Source organism: Bizionia psychrotolerans, assembly GCF_001039595.1.
This window is the reverse complement of sequence record NZ_JNGS01000005.1, coordinates 1-21,467: the sequence shown is the minus strand read 5'-3', so window position 1 is coordinate 21,467 and position 21,467 is coordinate 1. Positions and strand designations below refer to the sequence as shown.

Genomic DNA, 21,467 nt, shown 5'->3' with positions numbered 1-21,467 from the left:
CTTTAAATAAGATGGGTTATTAATAGTAATTAACATTAAGTTTAAAATGTTGCAGTTGTTTCAATTGTTGATACTCTATTTGAAACGCTTGAAATTTCTTCAACACTAACAACTGGTGCTGGTATTGCAGCATAAGCTTGAGCCATCATATCATAATCAATAATTGCTGATGTTGATGGTGCTGATGTTGAACCAAGAATACCACCAGAAGCGAATTTAACCCCACCACCAGCTTGATTAATGGCTGATAATAATGGTGCATACATTCTAGTTGATTTGGTATTAATAACCGCTTCACCACCTTCTAATTCACCATATGGTGTTGGAATACCACCTTCAGCGTGTGAAGCACCATTTAAAATACCACCTCTAGCTAATTTAGGTGTTGTTGCTTTACTTCTTTCTGGTGGTTTTGCTGATAAAATCTTTGCAATACTTATACCACCAGCAACCGCAACTAATGCACCAGTTGCAATACCTATAATACCACCTTCAGCTAATGCTTTAGTAACACCTTGTGCTGTGTTGATGATACTTGCAGCAACAGCAGCAGCTTTACCAGCGGCTGATTCTTTACCTAATAAATCAGCAATACCATTAAATACAGTACCAGCAACATTTAATTTTGCTTGTCCTTTTTCCTTATCAAGTTCTTTATCATATTCATCATACTTTGCTTTAATAAGAGTTGTATCAGCACCAGTTGCTTCAGCACTTTTTAATTCAGCATCCCTTAATTTATCAAGTTGTTGTTGTTTTTTATCAAATTCATCTTTGTTAAGAAGCTGGTCAAGAATAAATTTATTCTCTAAATCTTCAGCTTGTTTTTCTTTTGAAGCTTCTTCACGTTCAAGTTCAGCTTCTTCATTTGCAAGTCTATTTTCTTCATTGATTTCATTGATTGCTTCATTATATTCAGTTTGTGAAATAACACCTTCATCAAATTGTGCTTTGGCAAATTCCCTTCTTTTTTCAGCAATATTATCTAATCGTTCTTGTTCAAGTCTTAATGCTTCATCATTGAAATAGATATCATTATCTAATTTTGATTGATTATTTTGAATATAGTTTTCTAATTCCCTAGCAGCATTATCAATTGTTAGTTCAGCATTTTGTTGTGCTAAATCATTTTTAATTTTTAAATATTCAGCATCATATTCAGTTTGGGTAATATTTCTATTTTTAAGATTTGCATCAAGAATTGCAATTTCTTTTTCAGCAACTTGTTTTGCTATTTCAAGACCTTCTTCAAGTGTTTTTGCCCTTCTACCTTGTTGTTCAACAAATAATGCAAGTTCAGCTTCTTGTTGTGCAATGGCTTTATCAGCAAATTCTTTTGCCTTATCAGCAGCTTCTTTTTGAAGTGAAACTCTATTTACAAGTTGTTCTGATTCTTGACCAGTTAAACGTTCTTGAATATCAGCAATGGTTGTTAGTGCTTCAGCTTGACCATCTAAGGCTTCTTTTGATTCACCTTCTGCTTGTATTCTTAAATTTGCAACAACCAATGCTTGTTGTGCAATTGCCATTTCATCAGCTAGTTGTTGTTTAAGAACAGTGCTTAAATCTTCATTTGCTTGAATTCTTTCAGCAATTGTAAGGTTTTCATTATCTCTAATTTGTCTTAACTTTTCAGCATCCTTTTGATATTCCAGTTGAATCTTTTGTGATTGTCTTTGTGCTACGGTTAATTTAGCTTCAGCATCAGCAAGTTCTTTTGAAACCTTTGCACCTTCTTGTACTTCTTTATTGAAGTTTCTCATTGATGCAGCTTGTTCATCAAAACCAAAATATTTTAGTGTTGATGCTAATCCATCAATGGTTTTATAGATACCCTTTTCAACTGCTTCAAACCCCTTTACAAGTCCATCAATTAAGAATTTACCTAGTGGTTCAAGTACTTTCATTAAACCATTGGTGATACCTTGAAATGCACTAAAAGCTTTTTTGATTTTGTTGGTTGAATCTTCACTTCTGTCCATTGCACTTTTAACCAATGCGAATGCACCAGCAAGTACTGCTAATAATGCACCAACTGGTGTTGCAATGAATGCTAGTGCTGATTTAGTTGCAGCACCAAAACCTTTAACAACCCCAAATAAACCACCAGTCATTTTATCAAATGCATCTGGATAATTACCAATGTTTTGTTTTTGTTTTTCTAATTCTGAAGAATTTTTATTAATAAATTCATTATTAGCATCAAGTGATTTATTAATTTCATCAAGTGACTTTTTACCACTTTTAGTTGAAACATCCAGTTGATTTCTAATTTGAATTAGTTCAGCATTATTTTTTTTAGCTTCATCAACTGATTTGACTTCTTTATTTAATGCACTGGTTAATTTTTCATTTGCACCAGTGGTTGCTTGAAGTACTTTTATTTGTGAAGTATATTCAGATTTTAATGATTTAAGTTTTGCTTCATTTTCAACAAATGATTGTGATGAAGTATCACCAGCTTTTTTTAAATCCTTTTGTGTTTGTGTTAATTCATCAATCGATTTTTTTGTTGATTGAAGTTCACTTAATAGCTTTTTATTATCGATAGATAATTCTGCGATGCGAATAGTTTGCATTGTTTAAACATAGATTTGGGTATTGTGGTTAATTGCTTAACCTTATTAGAATATGAAGGTGTTAAAGTTTTCTGTAATGGTGTTGGTTATCAGTCTAACGTTGTAATAACCAGTTCCAATATTCATTGAAACATCTTCAAGTGTATGTGTTACACCAGCTGATAATTCAGTTAATGTAATCGTTGTTGGTGAACCAATATTTGAATTAGTTCCATATGATTTACCTTGTATAAGTAAAGTACCAGAAGTTGGTGTGAAGTTTGAAAACTTATAATCAACATTCCTATAAATTGGAACACCATTATCAACCTCACTTGAACTTTCAATTGTGATATAAATACTCGGTACTGGCTCTGGTGGCTCAGCACAAACAAAATTAACTTCTTCTATATTTGAATATAAATTTGTTAATGGGTCAAATACTTGAACCGAATACCAACCACAATAATTAGTTTGTGAATATTGAATTGAATAATTATAAATTGTATTGGTTGTATTAACTACATCCGTAAATTCAAAACCAGTTGGTGAACCACCTTCACCATCAAGTTTAATTATTTTTATATAAGCTTGAACTGGTTGATAACCAATAAATTCATAATCGGTTGTTAACCCTTGTGAAAAATTGAAACTTGTAATGTAATATGGTTCAACATTTGTGATAATAATTGAAGCTTCATCTGGTATATCAACAAAATCATTATCAACAAAAATGTCATTAATTTGAGTTAATTCAGCTGTTGATTTTAATCCATTGGTCTTAACATTATTTAGATAATAATATTGACCAGTTTGTGATAAGTAATATAATTTGAATAAATCAAGATTATGTATATCAATATCTGTAAGATTAACATCAACTGAAATTGTTTTATAATCGTTTAATATATTTTGAAGTCTAACATATTTATCATTTAAATATTCATTCCAAGTGCAACCAGATGTTGTTGGTATGGTATCTAAATCATTAATAACTGTATATGTATCACCACTTGAAGTTGTATTTCTTATTTCAAAATCTTTACCGCTTCTATCAAGTTTAAATAAGCAAGAATTGGTTTTTTTAGGCTTTAAAACTTGAACATCTTCTTCTTCTTTATATTCAAATAATGGTACATTAAATGACTGTGTGAAATCAACTAAACTGTAAAGTGTGTTATCACTATTAAAATCAAAAATTGATTTATATAATGTTTTAGTTATATCTAGTGTTTCATTATTTACATATAAAACACCATCACCATCAGTATTATCTTTATCTGAGTAATTGAAGGTGTAAATATTTTTTGGGTGTAGTTGGTATTGTATTTTTCAAACTTAATTTCATTTAATTTATAAGTCCAATCAACAATTCCATATTTACCAACTAGAATATCTTCTAAATATGCAAATTCAATATTATTTTCTTCAAGTCTGATAATTAAACCGTATCTGTTTAGAACATCTTTAAGAAAATCAACTTGTGATATTTTAGGTAAACATCTTGCAAAGTCAATAGTAGAACCAACAATACCTTCACCCATTGAAAACACTTCATTTTCAAATTCTTCATTGGTAAATATATCACCAGAATATGTATAACCAGCTTCTTCAATAATTGCTATTAGAATAGTTTTAACAAATAACATTGGCATTAATTCTGATGCTGTTATTTTAGCTCTATCTTCAATGACATTAGGTATAAATGTTTTATCTTTTACATAGTTTGCAAAAGGATAAATAAATCCTTCAGTGGTTGATAATGAAGCTACAACTGAAGATGAATTTCTTGAATGATTTAATAATATAACACTTCTTAAATCATTCAAATTTAAACCACCTATTTTTTCAGATAAATCAATAATACCATCAAATAAAACAATACTAAATTCTTTTGATGTTGTTTCAGTGATTTGTAAATACCCATTATTTATTAATGGTAAATTATTCGATATATATTTACATCTTACTTTTTCATAAGGTTTTCTTGAAATGTTACCAATTATACCTAAATAATTAAAGATTCTTTTATTATTTAATGTTGCTGGTATTTTAACTGTATTTGAATATGTTGAATTTCTAGTGCTTATATCTGAAATATCATTAACCTTCATATTAAGATTGATGTTATCTTCTGGGTATAAATCTAAATCTTCACCATTTACTATAATTCTATTCATTATAATGTTTGTGTATTTAAAGCTGGTAATTCAATTTTTACCTTTATTTCATTTAATGATTTCTTATTAAAGATTTCATATTTACCATTTAACAGTACATTAATCCAAGTACCATTGTTAAAAGGAATTTGTGAAGAATATAATTGTACACTAGGTGAAGTAAATAGTGATTTTAAAATCTCTCTTTCATTTTCATCAACCCTAGTTTTTAATTCTAATTTTTTAACAGCTTCATAACCAATTGTGGTTATATTATTTTGTAGTCCTTCACCAACATTTTTAAATGGGTTTGTGGTAATATCTTTAAGTGTCTTACCACTTACATCTTCTTTTGAAAATTCATCAAATAACCAGTAAGAATACCCACCATTTTGATTAAACCATTTCAAGTAATAACCACATTTATTAACTATCTTCTTTAAATGTAAGTTAGTTCTGAATGTGCTGTTTTGTGATATCTCAATTAAGTTGGTTGTGGTTGATAATGGGAAAAAATTTGTACTAGTCCAATTACTAACAGCTTTATCAACATAGATACGGTGTGTATTGGTATCACCACTATTTGAAAATGATTCTGTTATATTGCTTCCAACATTTTTTACATTGATAGTATCACCAGCTGTTACCCTTTGTAATTCAAATGAAAATGGAAATCCTTGTGCATACGTTAAATGATAATCTAAACCATTTGTTGAATGATTTAATAATTGATAAGGGTTACTAAATAATGGTTCACCAACTTGTTTTACTGATTTATCAAACTCATAAGTTAATTCAGTTGTTGCACCAGAAGATGTTGAACCACTCACAACATTAAAATCTGTAATATTTATTGTTTGTTCTAAATAATTGTTTGTGATTTCTTGATTCCATTCATATGGAATATCATTTATATCATCAAACCCATTAACCGTTAATCTTGATTTAACAATATCTTTTAAATTGAAAATATACCTTCCATTTGTATTTGGATAAATCACAAAAGGTTTTGGAAATAATTCAGATGGTTCAACATTTATATTTGCTTTTGTTAATCCAGATAATGATGATGTAAATGATATATAACTATCATTAAAAGCTGGGTAAATTCCTTGTGGGGATTGTGTTATTGTTATTGCCATTTCTTAAATGTTTTTTGTTAGTAATTTTAGTTGTGTTTCAAGTTGGTTTACGAAAAAACCAACATTGAATTCTGATACTTTATTTATTATTGAATCAATACGTTCTGGTGTTATAACCATTTCATAAACTTTTAAATGTTTTGATTCATCAGTTCCTTTTTTAGCAATTGATTTTGCAATTGCCCAAGCTAAACCAGTACTTGTTGCATTCTTACCAATCGGTGTTATACCCTTCTTTTCAATCCATTCTTTAATTGCTTGTACTGGTGGCATTTTACCAGCCTTGCGACCACTTAAATATGGTACACCTTCAATAATTGCTTTATTGGTTGAATAGGTAGCTTTTAAGCCTTCTTCAAACTTACCAGATGTTCTTTTACCACTTTTATCATATAATTCAATTATATCATCTAAAATGGCTTGAATTTCATCTTCAATTATTTGTTGTTGTGTTTGATTACTCATTGATTGAAAAGGTTATTACAACACCATCAGCATTAAAATCAAATGCATTAATTATTTCAACAGAACGCCACAATTCAATACCATAATTACCATCACATTGAATTGATGATTTTATGTTTAATAGGGTTGAATTGATTATTGGTTTGATGTAAGTTTGATATCTATAATCATAATCTTCTTCATCAATATCTGATGATACCAGAACCATAAATGAACCAGCATAATTAGTTTCAATTACGTTATTGAATTCATCATAAGCTTCAGTAATTTGAACTGGGTCTAAAAATACAAGTGGTGTTGAATCACCAACTTGTTGTTCACCATCATATAAGTTTGCGAAATCCCTTCTAGCATAAGTGAAATTCCAGTTATTTGTTGCTGATATAGTTTTTAATAGTTCGTACATTTTTAATTAGTTTTAATCTCTTTTATCTGATTCATTTCATAGCTTAAATCAGATTGTGTTTTATTTATCAGAAGCTTCATAAATACATCTGAATAAGGTAGTTCCATTATTGCATTCCATTTAAGAATATCACCATCACTTAATGAATCAAGTGTGTTATAAATACCAAATTTTTGAAGTCTTTCAGAACCATTAACGGCTTCCCATTTGAAGTTTACGTGGTCACTAACTAATGATGAAGCTTCAGCTTTATTTATCTGAATTATTTGTTCTTTAATGCTATTCATCAAACCAAAGAATTCGACTATTTTAATCTTCATTACTTCCTTTGGTTTTAAACCTTGAACCTTTGATATAATATCAAGAATTTCTTCATCTGAATTACTCATTAAATGCTCTTTAATGAATTCAACATCTTTTAATTTAAGATGAAATATTTCATTCTTTGTTTGAATCGGTTGAACGTGTTTAAGTATTTCAACATAATCAGTTATTAGTTCTGGTGATTGTTTAAAGAATTCACCCAATTCAAAGTTTTTTATTTCAGTTAATGCGTTCATTTTAACTTACCCATCTTAAATTATTATAGTTATTAGATGATTTAGATAACCTAGTCATAAAGAAGTATCTAGCACCATCAATTCCGTGATTATAATCATCAATTGGAATACCTAATGATTCATCACTTTTATCTTTTTGATAGCAGTAATTTGAAAATTCTTGAATAAGATTTTTACCTATTACCACAAGTTCAAATTCTTGCATAATTGCAATACCACTTTGAATTGAACCTTTACCCTTACTTACACCCATTACTGGGATACCATAGGTTCTTAATTCCGCAATTGTTTTTGGTTCAGATGAATCACAAATGATAATTCCATTCTTTAATTCATCATCATTTAAAATGTGTTTAGCAATAGCTGAATTAAGAAGTCCTTTTTGTATAAAGATTCAACCAGTATTATTTTATCTTCATATTTGTAAATCTTTATAATTGCAGTTGGGTCATTTGAAAATCCAAAATCTAAACCAGCACCTAAATATTTTGCACCATCTGGTAATTCTTGTGCTTCAATCCAATTTTCAAAAATTAAACCATCGGCAATACCTAGTTCACCTAAACCGTAAACCTTCCATTTATTCAACCAAAACTTTGAACCAGTTTCTTCAGCTTTTTTCTTAAATCTTAATATTGAATTTATTTCACCTTTTGGTAAATATTCATTATCCAAAAATGTTACACTGATATAATCAACATCATCAGAACCAATAAAATGTTCGTGCGCCCAAAATTTTCTTCTAGGGTTATAATCTATAATTGTGAATTCTGATGTTCTACCTTGAAGTGCTAAAAATGTATCTAATTTGATATTATCAGCTTCATTTACATACAAGTGTGTACGTCTTGAACCTAATCTTGAAGCTTCACCATCAACTGAAAAGAATTCAATTTGATTAGTTCCACATTTAAATGTTCTATCTGTTTGATTTATTTTGAATTTGGTTTTAACCTTCATTGCTAGAAGCAATTCTTCAAAATCTTTTAATGCACCAGATTTTAGATTTGGTAATGATTCAGCTACAATTGAAAGTGTTAAATTATCTCTTTTACTTAATGCTAGAAGTATAAATATTTGAAGAATTGCAATAGTTTTACCAGCACCTTGACCACCAGAAACAACCCTTAAAGGTTTTTTAAGGCTACCAATTTTATTGAATGTTTTTGTAAATTGAAATTTCTTCACTATTAATTATCATCTTCTTCACTTTTCGTTATTTTTTCAAATTCAACTTCTTCAAATTCTACTTCTTCAAATTCTACTTCTTCAACTGGTTTACCATCACCAATTAAACCCTTAATAATATTTTCAGTTTCAGCATTTCCAGCACTAATTTGAATGACTGGGTTATGATTTATATCAACTTGTTGCCTTAATTGTAAATCAGTATTTTTTCTTTCAAGAATCCATAAATTAGGGTATGCATTCTTTGTTTCATTATCTAAAGCATTCTTTGTTAGATTCATTTTTTGTTTGATTCTACCAACTCTTAATGCTGATATAAATTCTTCTTTTTCATCTTCAGTTAAAGATTGGTTTGAAGAAATGCTTCTAGGATTAGCTTGATTTGGTGATTTAAGGAATTCAAAATATGACATCGATATTCTATCTTTTTTAGATAATTCAGAATTAACTAAATAGAATAAATCATTATCTGATAACAGAACTGTATTTTCATCTTCAAGCATTTCAACCATTTTTGTTAAAAATATCTTTGCTTTATTTACTTTTTTTGTCATTGTCTATTACTCTTTGAAATAAAGAAATGCTTCTTCATTTCTTCTTCTTTTTAATCCTTTTAGAATTTTACCATCGGCTTTATTCCATCTTGAAAATTGATATTTTATATCTTCATCTTCTGGATTATTATTTATTCTTTTTAATAGTGTTGAATCTTCAAATGCACCCAAACCAATGTTATAAACAAATGAAATAATTGCATCAAATTGATTTTGATTTAAATCAACTTCAACTAAATCATTTACACCTTCTTCAAACTTCTTCACAGTCGATTTAAGAAGGGTTTCAGCTTGTTTGATGGTAATAGGTGAATCACTTAATTTAACCTTTGTACCATCTTCATAATATGTATTACCAAATCCGATTGTTGGAATTTCAGAAGGACATAAATAAGGGTGATTTCTGAATGATTCATATTTCTTAATAAGGTTTAAACCTTCAATTGAAGTTTTCATATTAATAACCGATATCAAGAATAATTTCAGCATCCAAATCAATGCTTACACCACTTATTAATTCTGCATATACATCACCATTTGTTTCAAATTCAAGAATACCATAATATGAAGTATAACTTCTTCTTTTTGTATCTGGTCTAAATCCACTTGAAAGAGTACCTAATTTAGTTCTACCATTTGTTGATGCTATTAATGCACCAATAAATACTAATCTTCCATTTATTAATTTATATTTTATTGAACCAGACGATGAAACACCACCAGCAATTGTGAATGTTTGCCAAGCTGATATATCTTCTTGTAAATAGGTTGAAGAATCAACTGAACCATCAGCTTTAAGGAATTGTGAAGATGTACCACCATCTTTAATAAATGAATTAGCTGTTGCGTTTCCATTTACATTTAAAGTACCACCAACATTTAAAACACCTCCATTTGGTGAAATATTAATAGGTCTACCAGAACCACCACTATTTCTAATATTTAATTCGTTACTGTTATCCATCCATATAAATGAACTTTGACCAGTAGCATCACTAGTTAGTTGAACTCCACCTTGTGAACCCCAAGAATCTGAATCTGATATTACTTTTATACCTCTGGTAAAGGTTTTTAAACCACCAATATTTTCAGTAACATTACCACTACTTCTTACAAAATCAGTTGAATTTAAACCATCCAATAAATCAGCATCTAAACCACTTCCAGAACCATCATTTGCTGAATGCCAAATATTATTACCATCAATTTTAAAAGTTCCATCACTACTTAATTGTAATTGTTTAGAACTATTAGTATCACCATTAGGTCTAATAAATATATTCTTAACACCACCACCTAAATAGTTATTTGAAATAACAACTGAAGCACCAGTATCTCTAATTTTAGTTGCTTTAACATAAAAATCAGAATCAACTGTCATAGGTTGATTAAAGGTTTTATTACCCGTTATAGTTTGGGTTACAACACCAGTACTTCTTACAAAATCCGAAGAATTTAAATTATCAAGTGTTTCAGCATCTACATCAGTTAATGATGAACCGTCACCAATAAATTTATTAGCAGTTAAATTACCAGTCGTTCTATCTAAAGTAAGTCTAACTGTATAATTATCATAAATTCTAAAAGTGTTTGTATTAGTTAAATTCAAGGCTGTTATTAACCCAGTTTGATATAATTGCGAATCATTATTATCACCAAATCTTATTGAAGTACCATTATTAAATTGTACCGCACCACTTGTTTTTATAGTATTAACATCACTTCTTAAAAACTGTGTTGAATTTAAATTATCAAGTGTTTCAGCATCAATATCTGTTAATGCAGAACCATCACCATTTGGTAATAAATATCTACCATCTAAATCTTCAGTTAAATCACTTAAACCGTTTCTACCTAATGTTAACACACCATTTGAGGTATTAAAATCAATTGAATTAACGTAATTATTGGTATCAGTGTTTACAACAGTTTCAGTTGCTGTTGCAATTGCTGTTATATGACCAAAATCATCAATTTCAATATCTTGAATATATGTACGTCCAGAATTATTTGATGATACTTCTGTTGATGTATCTTTATGTGAAAAAATAGTACCAGTTAAACCTAAACCAGCACCAGCTGTATAAGTTGTATCAGTGTTTACAATAGTTTCAGTTGCTGATGAAATATCAACAACGTGACCAAATTCATCAATTTTAAGGTTTTGAATATATGTACGTCCAGAATTGGTTGATGTTACTTCATCAGATGTATCTTTATGCGAAAAAACAGTACCAGTTAAATCTAATCCAGCACCAGCTGTATATGTTGTATTAGTGAAACCAGTTATATAACCAACATCATTAACTAATTCTGATACATTATCACCAGATTCAATATAAGATGAAGGTATTGACGTTAAATAACCTTCAGTTGAATGATTACCCCAACCATAAGCTGTATTCCAATTAGTTGAATTATCAGTAAAATCAGTTATATCACCAATTACGTGTGTATGTGGTGCTGGTGTAAATGTTGTTGGTTTATTATCTAAATCATCATAATCATTTGAAAATCCAACATCACTTATATCAACTTCATCAGCTTTTAAATCTAATGCTGATTGTAAACCACTAATATTAGATATACCAAACTAACGGTTGATAAAACAACATTTGATGAATCTCTTAATTGAAGTGATGAACCAGTTAAATTAAGATTATTACCAATATTTGTAAGAAATGCTGATACTGGAATTGATGAAAGAATTTCACCAGCATCATTACGCATTACAATTGTTTGAGTACTAGCTGAATATTCAAGTGTTGTACCTTCATTATTCAAAAACCCAACATTAAGTGTATCAAGTATATTACCATCTTCATCTAATAATGAAATTGTTGAACCACTAGGATTTGCTGATAATTGTGAACCAGTTTCACTTCTTGTTGTGTAATTAACATCATTTGTAAAATCTGATACATTAGTTGGAAAATCTGTAATATCAGATACTGTATGTGAATGACCTAATAATGAATACCTACCATCTAAACCCTCAGTAAGAGTATCACCAGATAACCTAGTTAACTTTAAAATACCATCAGTGGTACTAAATGACATTTCGTCAACATAATCATCAGTATTACCAGTTTCAGTATATCCAGTTATATAACCAGCATCATTAACTAATTCTGATACATTATCACCAGATGTTATATACCCTTGTGTTGCGTGATTTCCCCAACCATAAGCTGTATTCCAGTTTGTTGAATTATCAGTAAACCCATAATCAACCATTAATGAAGTTGGTGTAAAATGTGATAAATCAGATATTTGACTTTCAGTGATTGAAATACTTGCTTCAGTAAAATGAATTGAACTATCAGCAATATGTGAATCAATTTTACCATCAATAAAATCTAATTCACCATATATATCTGAAATACCATCTAAATCTGATACCGAATGAGTATGACCAGTTAATGAATATCTACCATCTAAATTAACATCATATGTATTACCAGATAAGCTTGTAAATTCTAATACACCATTAGAAAATGTTGCACCAGTTGTAAAATCATTTTCATCAATACCATCAACAGTTAAATCAGTAAAATTAGCTTGAAGTGTACCACCATCTTGTTGAGTAAGTGTAATTGTTTTTTCTTCATCACCACTTACTTCAATATCTGTAATTGAATTATAATATGCGTTGTTCCAACTGTTAATTTGACCTTCACTAAAACCTAATTCAATTCTTGAATCATAAATAACATTTAATAAGGCTTCAATAGTATCAGCTTGTGTTGGATATACCACACCATCAATATTATATTGATTAAAATGCGTACTATTTTTTAGTTGACCTTTTGTATCATAAATATTATACATTCCAATTTCAACATCACCTTGTTTAAGTGGTTGGTAAATTCTAGGGTGTTTAATATTGTTTAACTCAAAAAATGTATCACCACTTGTTATAATTAACGCCATTTATTTAATTGTAGATTATATTTTTAAGGTGCTATTTCACCGTATTTATTGTTGTAGTAATTAAGCCTTTTTGATTGTTTTTTAATCAACGCATCTTGTTCTTCATTAACTAGTTTAAGTTTCTCATTTAAGTGTCTTAAATCATCTAATTCGGCACGTAAAACAGTCATTGAGGCATTAAATTCATCAGATATATCTGAAATCCTAGCTTTATATCTTAAATCCATATCATTTAATAGTTCTTGATATAAATCCATATTCTTTTGAAGATTATTCAGTGAATCACCTTGTAAATCCTTTTTACCTTTTTTAATTCCAAGCTTCATTGCAATTACATCTTTGTACCAAAGTGTAATACCACCAGCTGCGAACCCTAGAAATTTTAATATTTCAAACCAATTTTCATTCATTACTTTATCACTGTATAATTTTGTGAAAATGTATTTATTGAAGAATCATTTCCTTTGTTATATCTGGTAAAAGTTGTTGAATTGGCACGTAAATATTTATCAATCATCTTGAATTTGATTGAAGCATCAATTTGTGTTTGTTTGGTAATATCTTTTAAGAAATTTCTATCAACTGGTTGTGAATCATCAGTAAATTTTGATTGTGCACCAAACGGTGTTATGTTGGTGTTGATGATATACATATATCTAGCATAAGTTAAATCAGCAATAAGTGATTTTAAACCAGCTTGAATATAGTTTTGGTTGTTAATCGTGAATGTTGAACCACTCATTAAATCAGTATAACCAACATCATCTTTATTTTCAATTACATCAAATAAAAAATCACCCAAAATATCCATTAAATCAACCGATTGAGCCAATGAAATTGATTCATCAACCTTTGATGTATCTATCTTTTTAGAAATGTTTCTAAATGCTGCAAATTCTTGTGCTGTTATAAGGTTATTCATTTATGATTTGGGTATTAGTATCTTCTGTTGTTATTGGTTCTGATTGGTATGGTGAAATCACTTCTAATTCTGATTCAATTGGTTCATTCCAATTTGAAAGAAGTTTATTAAATGCTTCAGATAGCATATTTATATTTTTATACATATTTAAATTCATTTAGTTTACTATTTCTAATTAATCTCTTATAAATAGAAGAATGAATTAAATCAAGTTTTTTACAAGCTTCAGTTAAAGAATCATATATTAATCCAGTTTTAATGTGTACCACTGGTAAATTTTTTGAATTCTTATTTCCTTTATTCGCAATACTTAATTTTTTTCTTGTTTCTTCAGATTTCACTCTATTCAATTGAAATTTTCTAATTTTTTCTTTGGTTTCATCACTAACAACTACACCAATCTATTAGTACGAAGTGTTTCAAGTTGTTTTTTACTTTTTTTTTCTACCAGTCATATTTTTTTTAGCAGCTTTACCAATTCTGATTTTAGCATCTTCAGTATGATTATAATTACCAACACCACCTTTTACCAAATTATATGTAGTAGAATCTTGAACCCAAATTGGATTAACTAAACATTTTTCAGCTTCATAAGCATCTTCTATTGTTGAATAAAATTTAATTTTAAGTGTTGAAAAATTTTCTTTACCATATTTTTTAAATGCTCTTTTCAAAACAACGCCAGAACCCATATATCCATCATCTAAATCATCAGTTGAATGAACACCCACATAAACCTTATTATTTAGATTATTTACTGTTATATATGTATAATTATATTTTTTCATTAATCATTTAATCTTTGATTAGAATTATTAATTGGTTTACTTTCAAATGGTGAAACCACTTCTAATGTTTCATTTATTGGTTCATTCCAATTACTCAATAATTTATTAAATGCTTCAGATAGCATTGAACGTGATTCTTCTTGTGATTCCCACAATTGAAGGTTCATTTGTTTTAATAATTCACCAGAATTACCAAATAATGATGATTCTGATACATCGATTAATCCAAGTGGAACACCAAATGCTAATGCTATATTTTTTCTAGCTTGTGAATCAGAATATTCAAATAGTTTATCATTATATTTTGATGATAAATCTTCAAGGGTCATCTGATTTTTTAAATCATCTGATACATTACCAGCTTCTAGCAATAATACATTACCAGCGTTTTCAGCACCTTGTAATTCATCAAGTGTATTTGTGAATCTTCTTCTTTCATCAGCACTTGAAAATGGTTGAACAACCATTAATTTGGTGTTTAAAAACCCTTTTGATGCACCTCTACTTCTGAATGTTTGTGAATTAGCTTCAAGAAGTGCTTCTTGAAGTACTGGGTTAAGGTCTGGTAAAGAATAAATTGAATTTGAATCTTTTTGAATGTGTAGAATTTGACCTTTATAAGCCATTATTGAACCAGCTTTTTCAATTTGTGATTCAATAACATTGGTTAATGGGTTGAATCGGTCATAAACTCTAAATTTTGATTCATCAATTTTACCATTTGATTTATTCCAGTTATCATATACTAGATATTTTCCAGAATAACCTAAATCATCAGCTTTACCCACTCTTACAGAAGAAACTGGTAATACTTTTATTGATTTAATTTTTAGTTCAGCATTGTAACCAACGTGAATGAATAGATTGTTGTTTTTTGCATATTCTCGTGAGGCAATTCTTAATACTTCATTAAGTGTTTGACCATCACCATTAACAATTAATTTACCAGTTTTACCATAGCTTTTACCATAGATTGCTTTAGCTACTTTATCAACACATATTTTTGATGTAACTGATTGATTAATTAATAATTCAATAAGTGATGGAAATGCGTTATCACCACCCCAATTATAAACATCAGTACGTTTATCAAGCTTTACATCTAGTACATTATTTTTAAGTTCATTGAAATGTAATTTCATTATTATTTAGAAGTGTCTGAACCTTTTTTTACTAGTGGTTTTTCTAGTTGCACGTTTTTTAGTGCTTATTTTTTTATCCTTGCAACCAGCACAAGGTTTTTTTGAAGATTCCTTTACTATTTCTTCAATAATATCTTCTGATTTTTCATCAGTTGGTTCTGGTTCACCTTCTGGTTCATCAGCTTTTAATAATTCAGTATAATTTTCTGGATATTTTGAAAATAATTCTATTCTTGATGGTTTTTCATTTAGAAATTCTAATGCTAATTCATCAGTCATATTTGCATTGCTAATTGTTTGAGTACCACCCCATCTTATTTTGTAAATAACATTAGGTTTTTTAAGTTCAAATTGTGTTGTCATATATATTTGTTTTAAATATTGAAGCATTCTTTGAACATCACCAGAACAACTTAAACAAGCTGTAATACCAGTTCTTTGTTTATAGTCATTAGCTAATTGATGAATATGCTTCTTTAGTTCCCTTGCGGGTAATTGAAGTATCTCTATCATATTTTTATGAAATGAAATCAATAAAAGGGTGAATTGCTGTTACGCTATCACCCATTTATATTATTATTTTGTGAAGTATTATTTACTGATTAACCACCAGAACTAAATAAAGTGTCAAAAGTCGCTTTTGATGCACCATAATCCATTTCTAAAAATATATGATATGGGTATTGTTCAACAGTACCTTCAGCAGTTGCCAAAGTGAATAACATTGAACCACTATTTTCATTACTTGATTGTGTTAATTCCGATAATCTTAATCCATTTTGCCAACCATATACTTTAAAAGCATCATCATAATCAATTCCTTTGTATTTTGTTTCAACTACAACGATGAATAAACCACCTTTAAGTTCATTTGCTCTTTCAGCAGCTTCAGCAGTTGTTGTTGGAATTCTTCCTAAGAATGAATGTGTAAATCCATCAATATCTTCTGCATTTGGTGCGAATGTACTAGATGAACTCGCTAATTCTTTATACCAAGTTAATGATAAACCATCAGCTGTTGTTACTAAATCAGAAATTGTTGCACCACTAGCTGTTGAAGCACTTCTATTTATATCATCATAATTTATTAAAACCGCTTTACCACCAGCTAAACCTTTAATCGGCATATCGGCACAGTTGAATAAAATTGAATTTGTTAATTTGTTATTACAAGCCATTTGTATGTTTTGTTTTATATTTTGTTTTAATGCTGGGTGCTTTTATACACCCAGATTAAAGTTTTGTTATTATTTAATCAATTGCTTGATTATGCTGAAAGTGTAAATTCAATGATTTCATCAGCGTTTGCGATTACCACACCAGCTTTTGCTTTTACTCTTACCATTACTTTATCAGTAACTTTATCATAAAACACATCAGCAACTTGTGATTCATTTTCGATATCACTACCAACGATGAAGTTTGAAGAAACACTTGCAAACATTCTATCAGTACCGTTAAGACCTCTTACTTTCATAAGTTTACCAGCACCACCACCTATTTCATAGATTCCAGCTTTAGCATCTTCTGGGTTGTAGTGATATAAATTAGCTACTTTTAAAGCTGATATATATTTATCCCAAGTATCGTTTCCAACAAGTGTTACGTAGTTGTCATTATCTTTAACATCAACTGGTGCTGCAATTCTCATATCTTCAACCAAACCAATTACATTAGCTTTAGTAATAGAAGTTGCTTCAGAAGTGTTACCAGAAATTACATTAGAATCAGCATCAATTTTCTTGATGAAACCATCAAATAATTGGTAAGAACCAGTTGAAGTGTTACCTAACCAGTAAGTCATTTCTAATGCTTTAGCAATACTTGCCATTTTGGTGTTGATGATTTCTTCTTCAAAAGGTAAATCATCACCGTTATTACTACCAGGTGCTAATACAGTACTAGGTAATTTTGATTGTAAATCATCAGAACAAAACGATTCAAATACTGTGAAAGGTTTTACTGTTAAAGTGATTTCATTTATTACTGTGTCACCTTGTGGTGATACACAATTTCCAGCTTGAAGTGTTGCTTCACCAGAAATATGTGGTACAGTTGTAGAACCTTTTACACCAGCCATAAATAAGGCGAATTGCCCAGTTGAACCACCAGCGAAAAGGGTTTTAGTTAATGCTGCATTTTCTCTTGAAATGTAGTCGTTAAAATTTGTTACATCGTAAGCCATTTTTAATTAATATTTTTTTCTCTTTTACCTTCTTAACCTCTTAAATAGTTAGAAGATTTTTTGTTATTTGCGTTGGTAGTATTTTGAGCATTAACAATAGTTTCTTCACTACCAACTAATTTTTTTTAATGCTTTTATTTCACTCTTTAAAGTGTTATTCTCTTTATTTAATTCAGCACTTAATTTTGCTGTAATACTTGTTTCTAATTGTGCAATTAATGCTTCAATATCAATTTCAGTTTCAGCACTTGCTACAACTTCTTCTTCTTCAGTTTCACCTTCTTCTTCAGTTTCAACCTCTTCTTCAACTGGTTTAATTTCAATTAATTCACCAGCTTCAAATACCATTGTTGAACCATCCGGTAATATTCTTTCACCTTCAATTGGTTTACCATCGATATCAACCGCTTTATCACCAGCTTCTTCTTCAGTTCTTACTTTAGGTTCAGCATCTTCAGCTAAATCTTGAAAGTTAATTTCATCAGCATTTGCATCTTGAATTACCAATGCTTTTACTTCAGCATCTTCACCGAAAAATTCAGTCAATGCTTTTAGGAATAATTTTGTTTTACTCATTTCTTTTTGTTCTTTTTCTTCTTCAGAATTATAATATGCAACAGCTTTTAATGGAATTTCAATTTGCGTTGCAAGTCCTAAATCAATTGCTTCATCAGCTGATAAGAATGTTTCATTTTCTAAAAGGTTTCTGATTGCTTCTTCATCTACATTTGTATATGTTGAATAGAATTTTACAAAGTCATTTTCTAATGCTTTTAATTCTTTAGATACCGATTCAAGATATTTTGAACCACCAGTTACTTCAGCAAATGGAAAATGAACCATCAAACGGTTTTCACCTTCTTCAACAATTCTAACATCACCAGCCATAAAAATTGAAGCTGCGATTGAATAAGCTTTAGAAGCCTTTGTTGTTACTGGTATATTTAATTTTCTTAAATAATTGAAAATGCTCATTCCAGTATCAACACAACCACCAACTGAATCAATAATTACATCAACTTCTGATGCACTTTTGAAACTCTTAAATTGTCTTATAACATCCAGTAAATTGGTATCTTGACCAATTACACCGTTTATATAGATTGTTGCTTTACTCATTTATTAATTAGGGGTTTAAGTACCCCATATACTATTATATCAGCGTTTTAAGGTACCAATCAATAGTAAGTGACATTAGATTGTCATATAAATGAAAAAACCCCTAGAATTAGGGGTTTAAAGTGTATTTGAAACTGTTAAAGAAGTAAGTTAATAGGTTAAAATTGCATCAGAATAGGGTAAAATCAAATAAGGTTTAACAACCCATCCAGAATTACCATCACTTGAAGATGATTTTGGTAGTTTATCAAACCTTAAATTGGTTGGGTTAAGTGATTCAATATCATATAAGAAGGTTTTATCAATGTATTTTATCAGATAAAACCCTTTTATGGTTCTGTTGATGTTTAAAAATTCATCTTTCAACCTTGCAACTTCATTTGCAATTTCTGAAAACTTATGTAATTCCATTAATGCACCTTCTGGATAATCAGTTGAATTATTTTTTCTTGTTTTAGCTTCACACACACCATCAACCGTATATGTATAATCACTAATTGTATATGCTGAAAAAAAAGTAAAATCAAATGTTGAAAACGATTCATTATATACTTTGTTAATCGTTATTGGTTCATTCTGAATTATAAATTCATTGATGGTTTTTACTTCTGCGTTAATATGTTCATTAAAGTTCATAGTTTCTTTGTTTTATAATAAGTATCTAGAAATATTAGAAAGTACTAGAATTCCTTAATAAAATTTTTCATTAAGTAATTTTCTATTATTAAAACATCATCAAAATCAACTTTATCTTTAAAGATTAAAAGCATTTCTAATTTAAATATTGAACAAGGTGATAAACTTCTTTCATCTTGATATTCTTCTAATTCAATTGAAATATTCACTTTTTTAATGAACGTGAAATAAGAAGCTATATCAGCTTTTATTTCTTCTTCAATATCAGAATCTGATAAATTATTATTAAACCATTTAACACCCTTTAAATTGGCTGAAAATGATACTAGGTTATTCGTTAATTGTTGAACTTTCATTATTTAGCGTTTTTATTTAATTTCAATATTATTCTTTGAATGGTTCTAGCTGATAAATTATATTCTTTAGCTAGTGATTCATATCTAATTTTCTTTTTACCTTCCATTTTATAGAAGGAATCATAAATTGAAATGTGTTGTAAAACGGTTGAATCTAAGATGATTCTGTTTCTTATTAATTTTACTATGGTAGTAAGGTTATTTTTTTCATTTAGTAATTGGTAAATTGTCATTCTATTTTTTAAGTATTTTGTAAATCGTTTGTTCACTCTTAATTAGGTGAAAGGGTTGATAAACCTTAATTATGTTTTTAACTGATAATTCATCTTGATAATATTTTTGTTGAATGAATAATTCTGTTTCAGTTAAAAGTTGATTATGTTGATTCACATAATCCTTATTGATGATTGAAGATTCTAAATTAAATTCATCTTCAATTAAATCAGCTAATGTTATTTCATCACCATCTTCATTTGAAATGATGTTTTCCAATAAAGTATATTCTTTATTATTATTAGCTTCTATGAAGTCGATACAATGAAAATATAACCTCTTATAAGCAAACGTTTCAAAACGTCCTAAGGACGCTTCAAAACGCTTCTGAAGGTTATCTAATTGAATGAAACATTCATTGAATAAATCATTTCTATATTCCTTCGGAAACTTTGAAATGATTTTATGTATTAATGGGTAATAATTTTCTAATTGAATAGTTGACATTTTTCATTTGAAGTTTTACTTTTTTAGGTTGATAATGTTTTCACCTATTGTTATTAATTCTTCAATCAATTCTTCATTTGAAAAATTTATGATTGTAGATATTTGATATTTTACTTTAAAGTTTGAAATATCATTTAGTTCACTTGAAGTTAGATTTTCAATTCCTAATAATTTTATTTTCAAATTAGAATAACTATTAATTTGATTGAAGTAAGTTTTTAAATTTTCTAACTCTTTAATTGTGGTTGAAGTTTGTTTCATAATCTTGTTCTTTATTATAAGTATCAGAAACTTTTTGTAAAGTTCTATTTTTAGAAAAAAAATTGAAAATAATTTCACTTGAAGATTTATTCTTACTTAAAAATTAATTTGCTGGTTGAAGATTATTCTTAAATAATTAGGTACATCATCTACAGATTATATCATTATTACGTAATATTATTTATATAATAGTTTTAATAATTTTCTGATTTTAATTTTTAATAAAGGGAATCTAATAATGACATCATCTACAGATTATATCACCACATCATCTACAGATTATATCACTTCATAATTATAAATAATTTCAACTAGGTACATCATCTACAGATTATATCATTATTACTACGCAATATTAGTTTGTGAAGGTTTT

At 28.7% G+C, this 21,467-nt stretch carries 25 protein-coding genes; 1 reads left to right on the top strand and 24 read right to left on the bottom strand.

Annotation, left to right across the window (positions count from 1 at the left end; translation table 11 throughout):
• Window positions 1–41: 41 nt before the first annotated feature.
• The 14 genes from GK51_RS00700 to GK51_RS00635 all read right to left on the bottom strand — a co-directional run bounded on the left by GK51_RS00700 (window position 42) and on the right by GK51_RS00635 (window position 13,887).
• Complete coding sequence (locus tag GK51_RS00700) at window positions 42–2,579, bottom strand: coiled-coil domain-containing protein (protein WP_048331028.1); 2,538 nt, start codon at window positions 2,577–2,579, stop codon at window positions 42–44.
• 1,220 nt (window positions 2,580–3,799) lie between these two features.
• Entirely contained in the window at window positions 3,800–4,738 is a 939-nt protein-coding gene (locus GK51_RS00695; protein WP_048331026.1) for a hypothetical protein, read from the bottom strand.
• Entirely contained in the window at window positions 4,738–5,859 is a 1,122-nt protein-coding gene (locus GK51_RS00690; RefSeq protein ID WP_048331024.1) for a hypothetical protein, read from the bottom strand. The genes GK51_RS00695 and GK51_RS00690 overlap by 1 nt, the downstream gene beginning before the upstream one ends.
• A gap of 3 nt (window positions 5,860–5,862) precedes the next feature.
• Entirely contained in the window at window positions 5,863–6,324 is a 462-nt protein-coding gene (locus GK51_RS00685; protein WP_048331023.1) for a hypothetical protein, read from the bottom strand.
• Entirely contained in the window at window positions 6,317–6,730 is a 414-nt protein-coding gene (locus GK51_RS00680; RefSeq protein WP_048331021.1) for a hypothetical protein, read from the bottom strand. Before GK51_RS00680 ends, GK51_RS00685 begins: the two co-directional genes overlap by 8 nt.
• Before the next feature lie 2 nt (window positions 6,731–6,732).
• Window positions 6,733–7,290, bottom strand: a complete 558-nt coding sequence (locus GK51_RS00675; protein WP_048331019.1) for a hypothetical protein — start codon at window positions 7,288–7,290, stop codon at window positions 6,733–6,735.
• A gap of 1 nt (window position 7,291) precedes the next feature.
• Window positions 7,292–7,639 carry a terminase large subunit gene (locus GK51_RS02475; RefSeq protein ID WP_231575823.1) on the bottom strand — a complete coding sequence of 116 codons (348 nt, stop codon included), beginning with the start codon at window positions 7,637–7,639 and terminating at the stop codon, window positions 7,292–7,294.
• Window positions 7,633–8,478: a phage terminase large subunit gene (locus tag GK51_RS00665; RefSeq protein WP_048331016.1), complete on the bottom strand. Its 846-nt coding sequence runs from the start codon at window positions 8,476–8,478 to the stop codon at window positions 7,633–7,635. The genes GK51_RS02475 and GK51_RS00665 overlap by 7 nt, the downstream gene beginning before the upstream one ends.
• 2 nt (window positions 8,479–8,480) lie before the next feature.
• A complete protein-coding gene (locus tag GK51_RS00660) occupies window positions 8,481–9,032 on the bottom strand; it encodes a hypothetical protein (RefSeq protein WP_048331015.1) in 552 nt (183 codons plus the stop codon).
• Window positions 9,033–9,038: 6 nt separating this feature from the next.
• Window positions 9,039–9,488, bottom strand: coding sequence for a lysozyme (locus GK51_RS00655; protein ID WP_048331013.1), 450 nt, complete (start codon window positions 9,486–9,488; stop codon window positions 9,039–9,041).
• 1 nt (window position 9,489) lies between these two features.
• Window positions 9,490–10,899: a hypothetical protein gene (locus GK51_RS00650; RefSeq protein WP_048331012.1), complete on the bottom strand. Its 1,410-nt coding sequence runs from the start codon at window positions 10,897–10,899 to the stop codon at window positions 9,490–9,492.
• Window positions 10,900–11,585: 686 nt separating this feature from the next.
• On the bottom strand, window positions 11,586–12,965 hold the full coding sequence (locus tag GK51_RS00645) for a hypothetical protein (protein WP_048331010.1): 1,380 nt from the start codon (window positions 12,963–12,965) through the stop codon (window positions 11,586–11,588).
• Between the two features lie 23 nt (window positions 12,966–12,988).
• Window positions 12,989–13,375: a hypothetical protein gene (locus GK51_RS00640; RefSeq protein WP_048331008.1), complete on the bottom strand. Its 387-nt coding sequence runs from the start codon at window positions 13,373–13,375 to the stop codon at window positions 12,989–12,991.
• Complete coding sequence (locus GK51_RS00635) at window positions 13,375–13,887, bottom strand: DUF6712 family protein (RefSeq protein ID WP_048331007.1); 513 nt, start codon at window positions 13,885–13,887, stop codon at window positions 13,375–13,377. The genes GK51_RS00640 and GK51_RS00635 overlap by 1 nt, the downstream gene beginning before the upstream one ends.
• Window positions 13,888–13,889: 2 nt before the next feature.
• Between GK51_RS00635 and GK51_RS02470 the strand changes: the two genes are divergently transcribed.
• A complete protein-coding gene (locus GK51_RS02470; RefSeq protein ID WP_156179528.1) occupies window positions 13,890–14,048 on the top strand; it encodes a hypothetical protein in 159 nt (52 codons plus the stop codon).
• Window positions 14,049–14,318: 270 nt separating this feature from the next.
• On the opposite strand, the gene GK51_RS00625 is transcribed toward GK51_RS02470, so the two are convergent.
• The 10 genes from GK51_RS00625 to GK51_RS00575 all read right to left on the bottom strand — a co-directional run bounded on the left by GK51_RS00625 (window position 14,319) and on the right by GK51_RS00575 (window position 21,094).
• Window positions 14,319–14,675, bottom strand: a complete 357-nt coding sequence (locus tag GK51_RS00625) for a GIY-YIG nuclease family protein (protein WP_053069188.1) — start codon at window positions 14,673–14,675, stop codon at window positions 14,319–14,321.
• Window positions 14,675–15,817 (bottom strand): phage portal family protein, encoded by a 1,143-nt coding sequence (locus tag GK51_RS00620; RefSeq protein ID WP_048331004.1) that lies wholly within the window; start codon window positions 15,815–15,817, stop codon window positions 14,675–14,677. The genes GK51_RS00625 and GK51_RS00620 overlap by 1 nt, the downstream gene beginning before the upstream one ends.
• Window positions 15,818–15,823: 6 nt before the next feature.
• Window positions 15,824–16,330 (bottom strand): hypothetical protein, encoded by a 507-nt coding sequence (locus tag GK51_RS00615; RefSeq protein ID WP_048331002.1) that lies wholly within the window; start codon window positions 16,328–16,330, stop codon window positions 15,824–15,826.
• Between the two features lie 89 nt (window positions 16,331–16,419).
• Complete coding sequence (locus tag GK51_RS00610) at window positions 16,420–16,995, bottom strand: hypothetical protein (RefSeq protein ID WP_048331000.1); 576 nt, start codon at window positions 16,993–16,995, stop codon at window positions 16,420–16,422.
• Window positions 16,996–17,084: 89 nt separating this feature from the next.
• Window positions 17,085–18,002, bottom strand: a complete 918-nt coding sequence (locus GK51_RS00605) for a hypothetical protein (protein WP_048330998.1) — start codon at window positions 18,000–18,002, stop codon at window positions 17,085–17,087.
• 108 nt (window positions 18,003–18,110) lie between these two features.
• Window positions 18,111–19,121 carry a Clp protease ClpP gene (locus GK51_RS00600; RefSeq protein WP_048330996.1) on the bottom strand — a complete coding sequence of 337 codons (1,011 nt, stop codon included), beginning with the start codon at window positions 19,119–19,121 and terminating at the stop codon, window positions 18,111–18,113.
• A gap of 150 nt (window positions 19,122–19,271) precedes the next feature.
• On the bottom strand, window positions 19,272–19,757 hold the full coding sequence (locus GK51_RS00595; protein ID WP_048330994.1) for a hypothetical protein: 486 nt from the start codon (window positions 19,755–19,757) through the stop codon (window positions 19,272–19,274).
• A gap of 44 nt (window positions 19,758–19,801) precedes the next feature.
• Entirely contained in the window at window positions 19,802–20,113 is a 312-nt protein-coding gene (locus GK51_RS00590; RefSeq protein WP_048330992.1) for a hypothetical protein, read from the bottom strand.
• A 234-nt stretch (window positions 20,114–20,347) separates the two neighbouring features.
• Window positions 20,348–20,833, bottom strand: a complete 486-nt coding sequence (locus tag GK51_RS00580) for a sigma-70 family RNA polymerase sigma factor (protein ID WP_048330988.1) — start codon at window positions 20,831–20,833, stop codon at window positions 20,348–20,350.
• Window positions 20,834–20,848: 15 nt separating this feature from the next.
• Window positions 20,849–21,094 (bottom strand): hypothetical protein, encoded by a 246-nt coding sequence (locus tag GK51_RS00575; RefSeq protein WP_048330985.1) that lies wholly within the window; start codon window positions 21,092–21,094, stop codon window positions 20,849–20,851.
• Window positions 21,095–21,467: the final 373 nt, after the last annotated feature.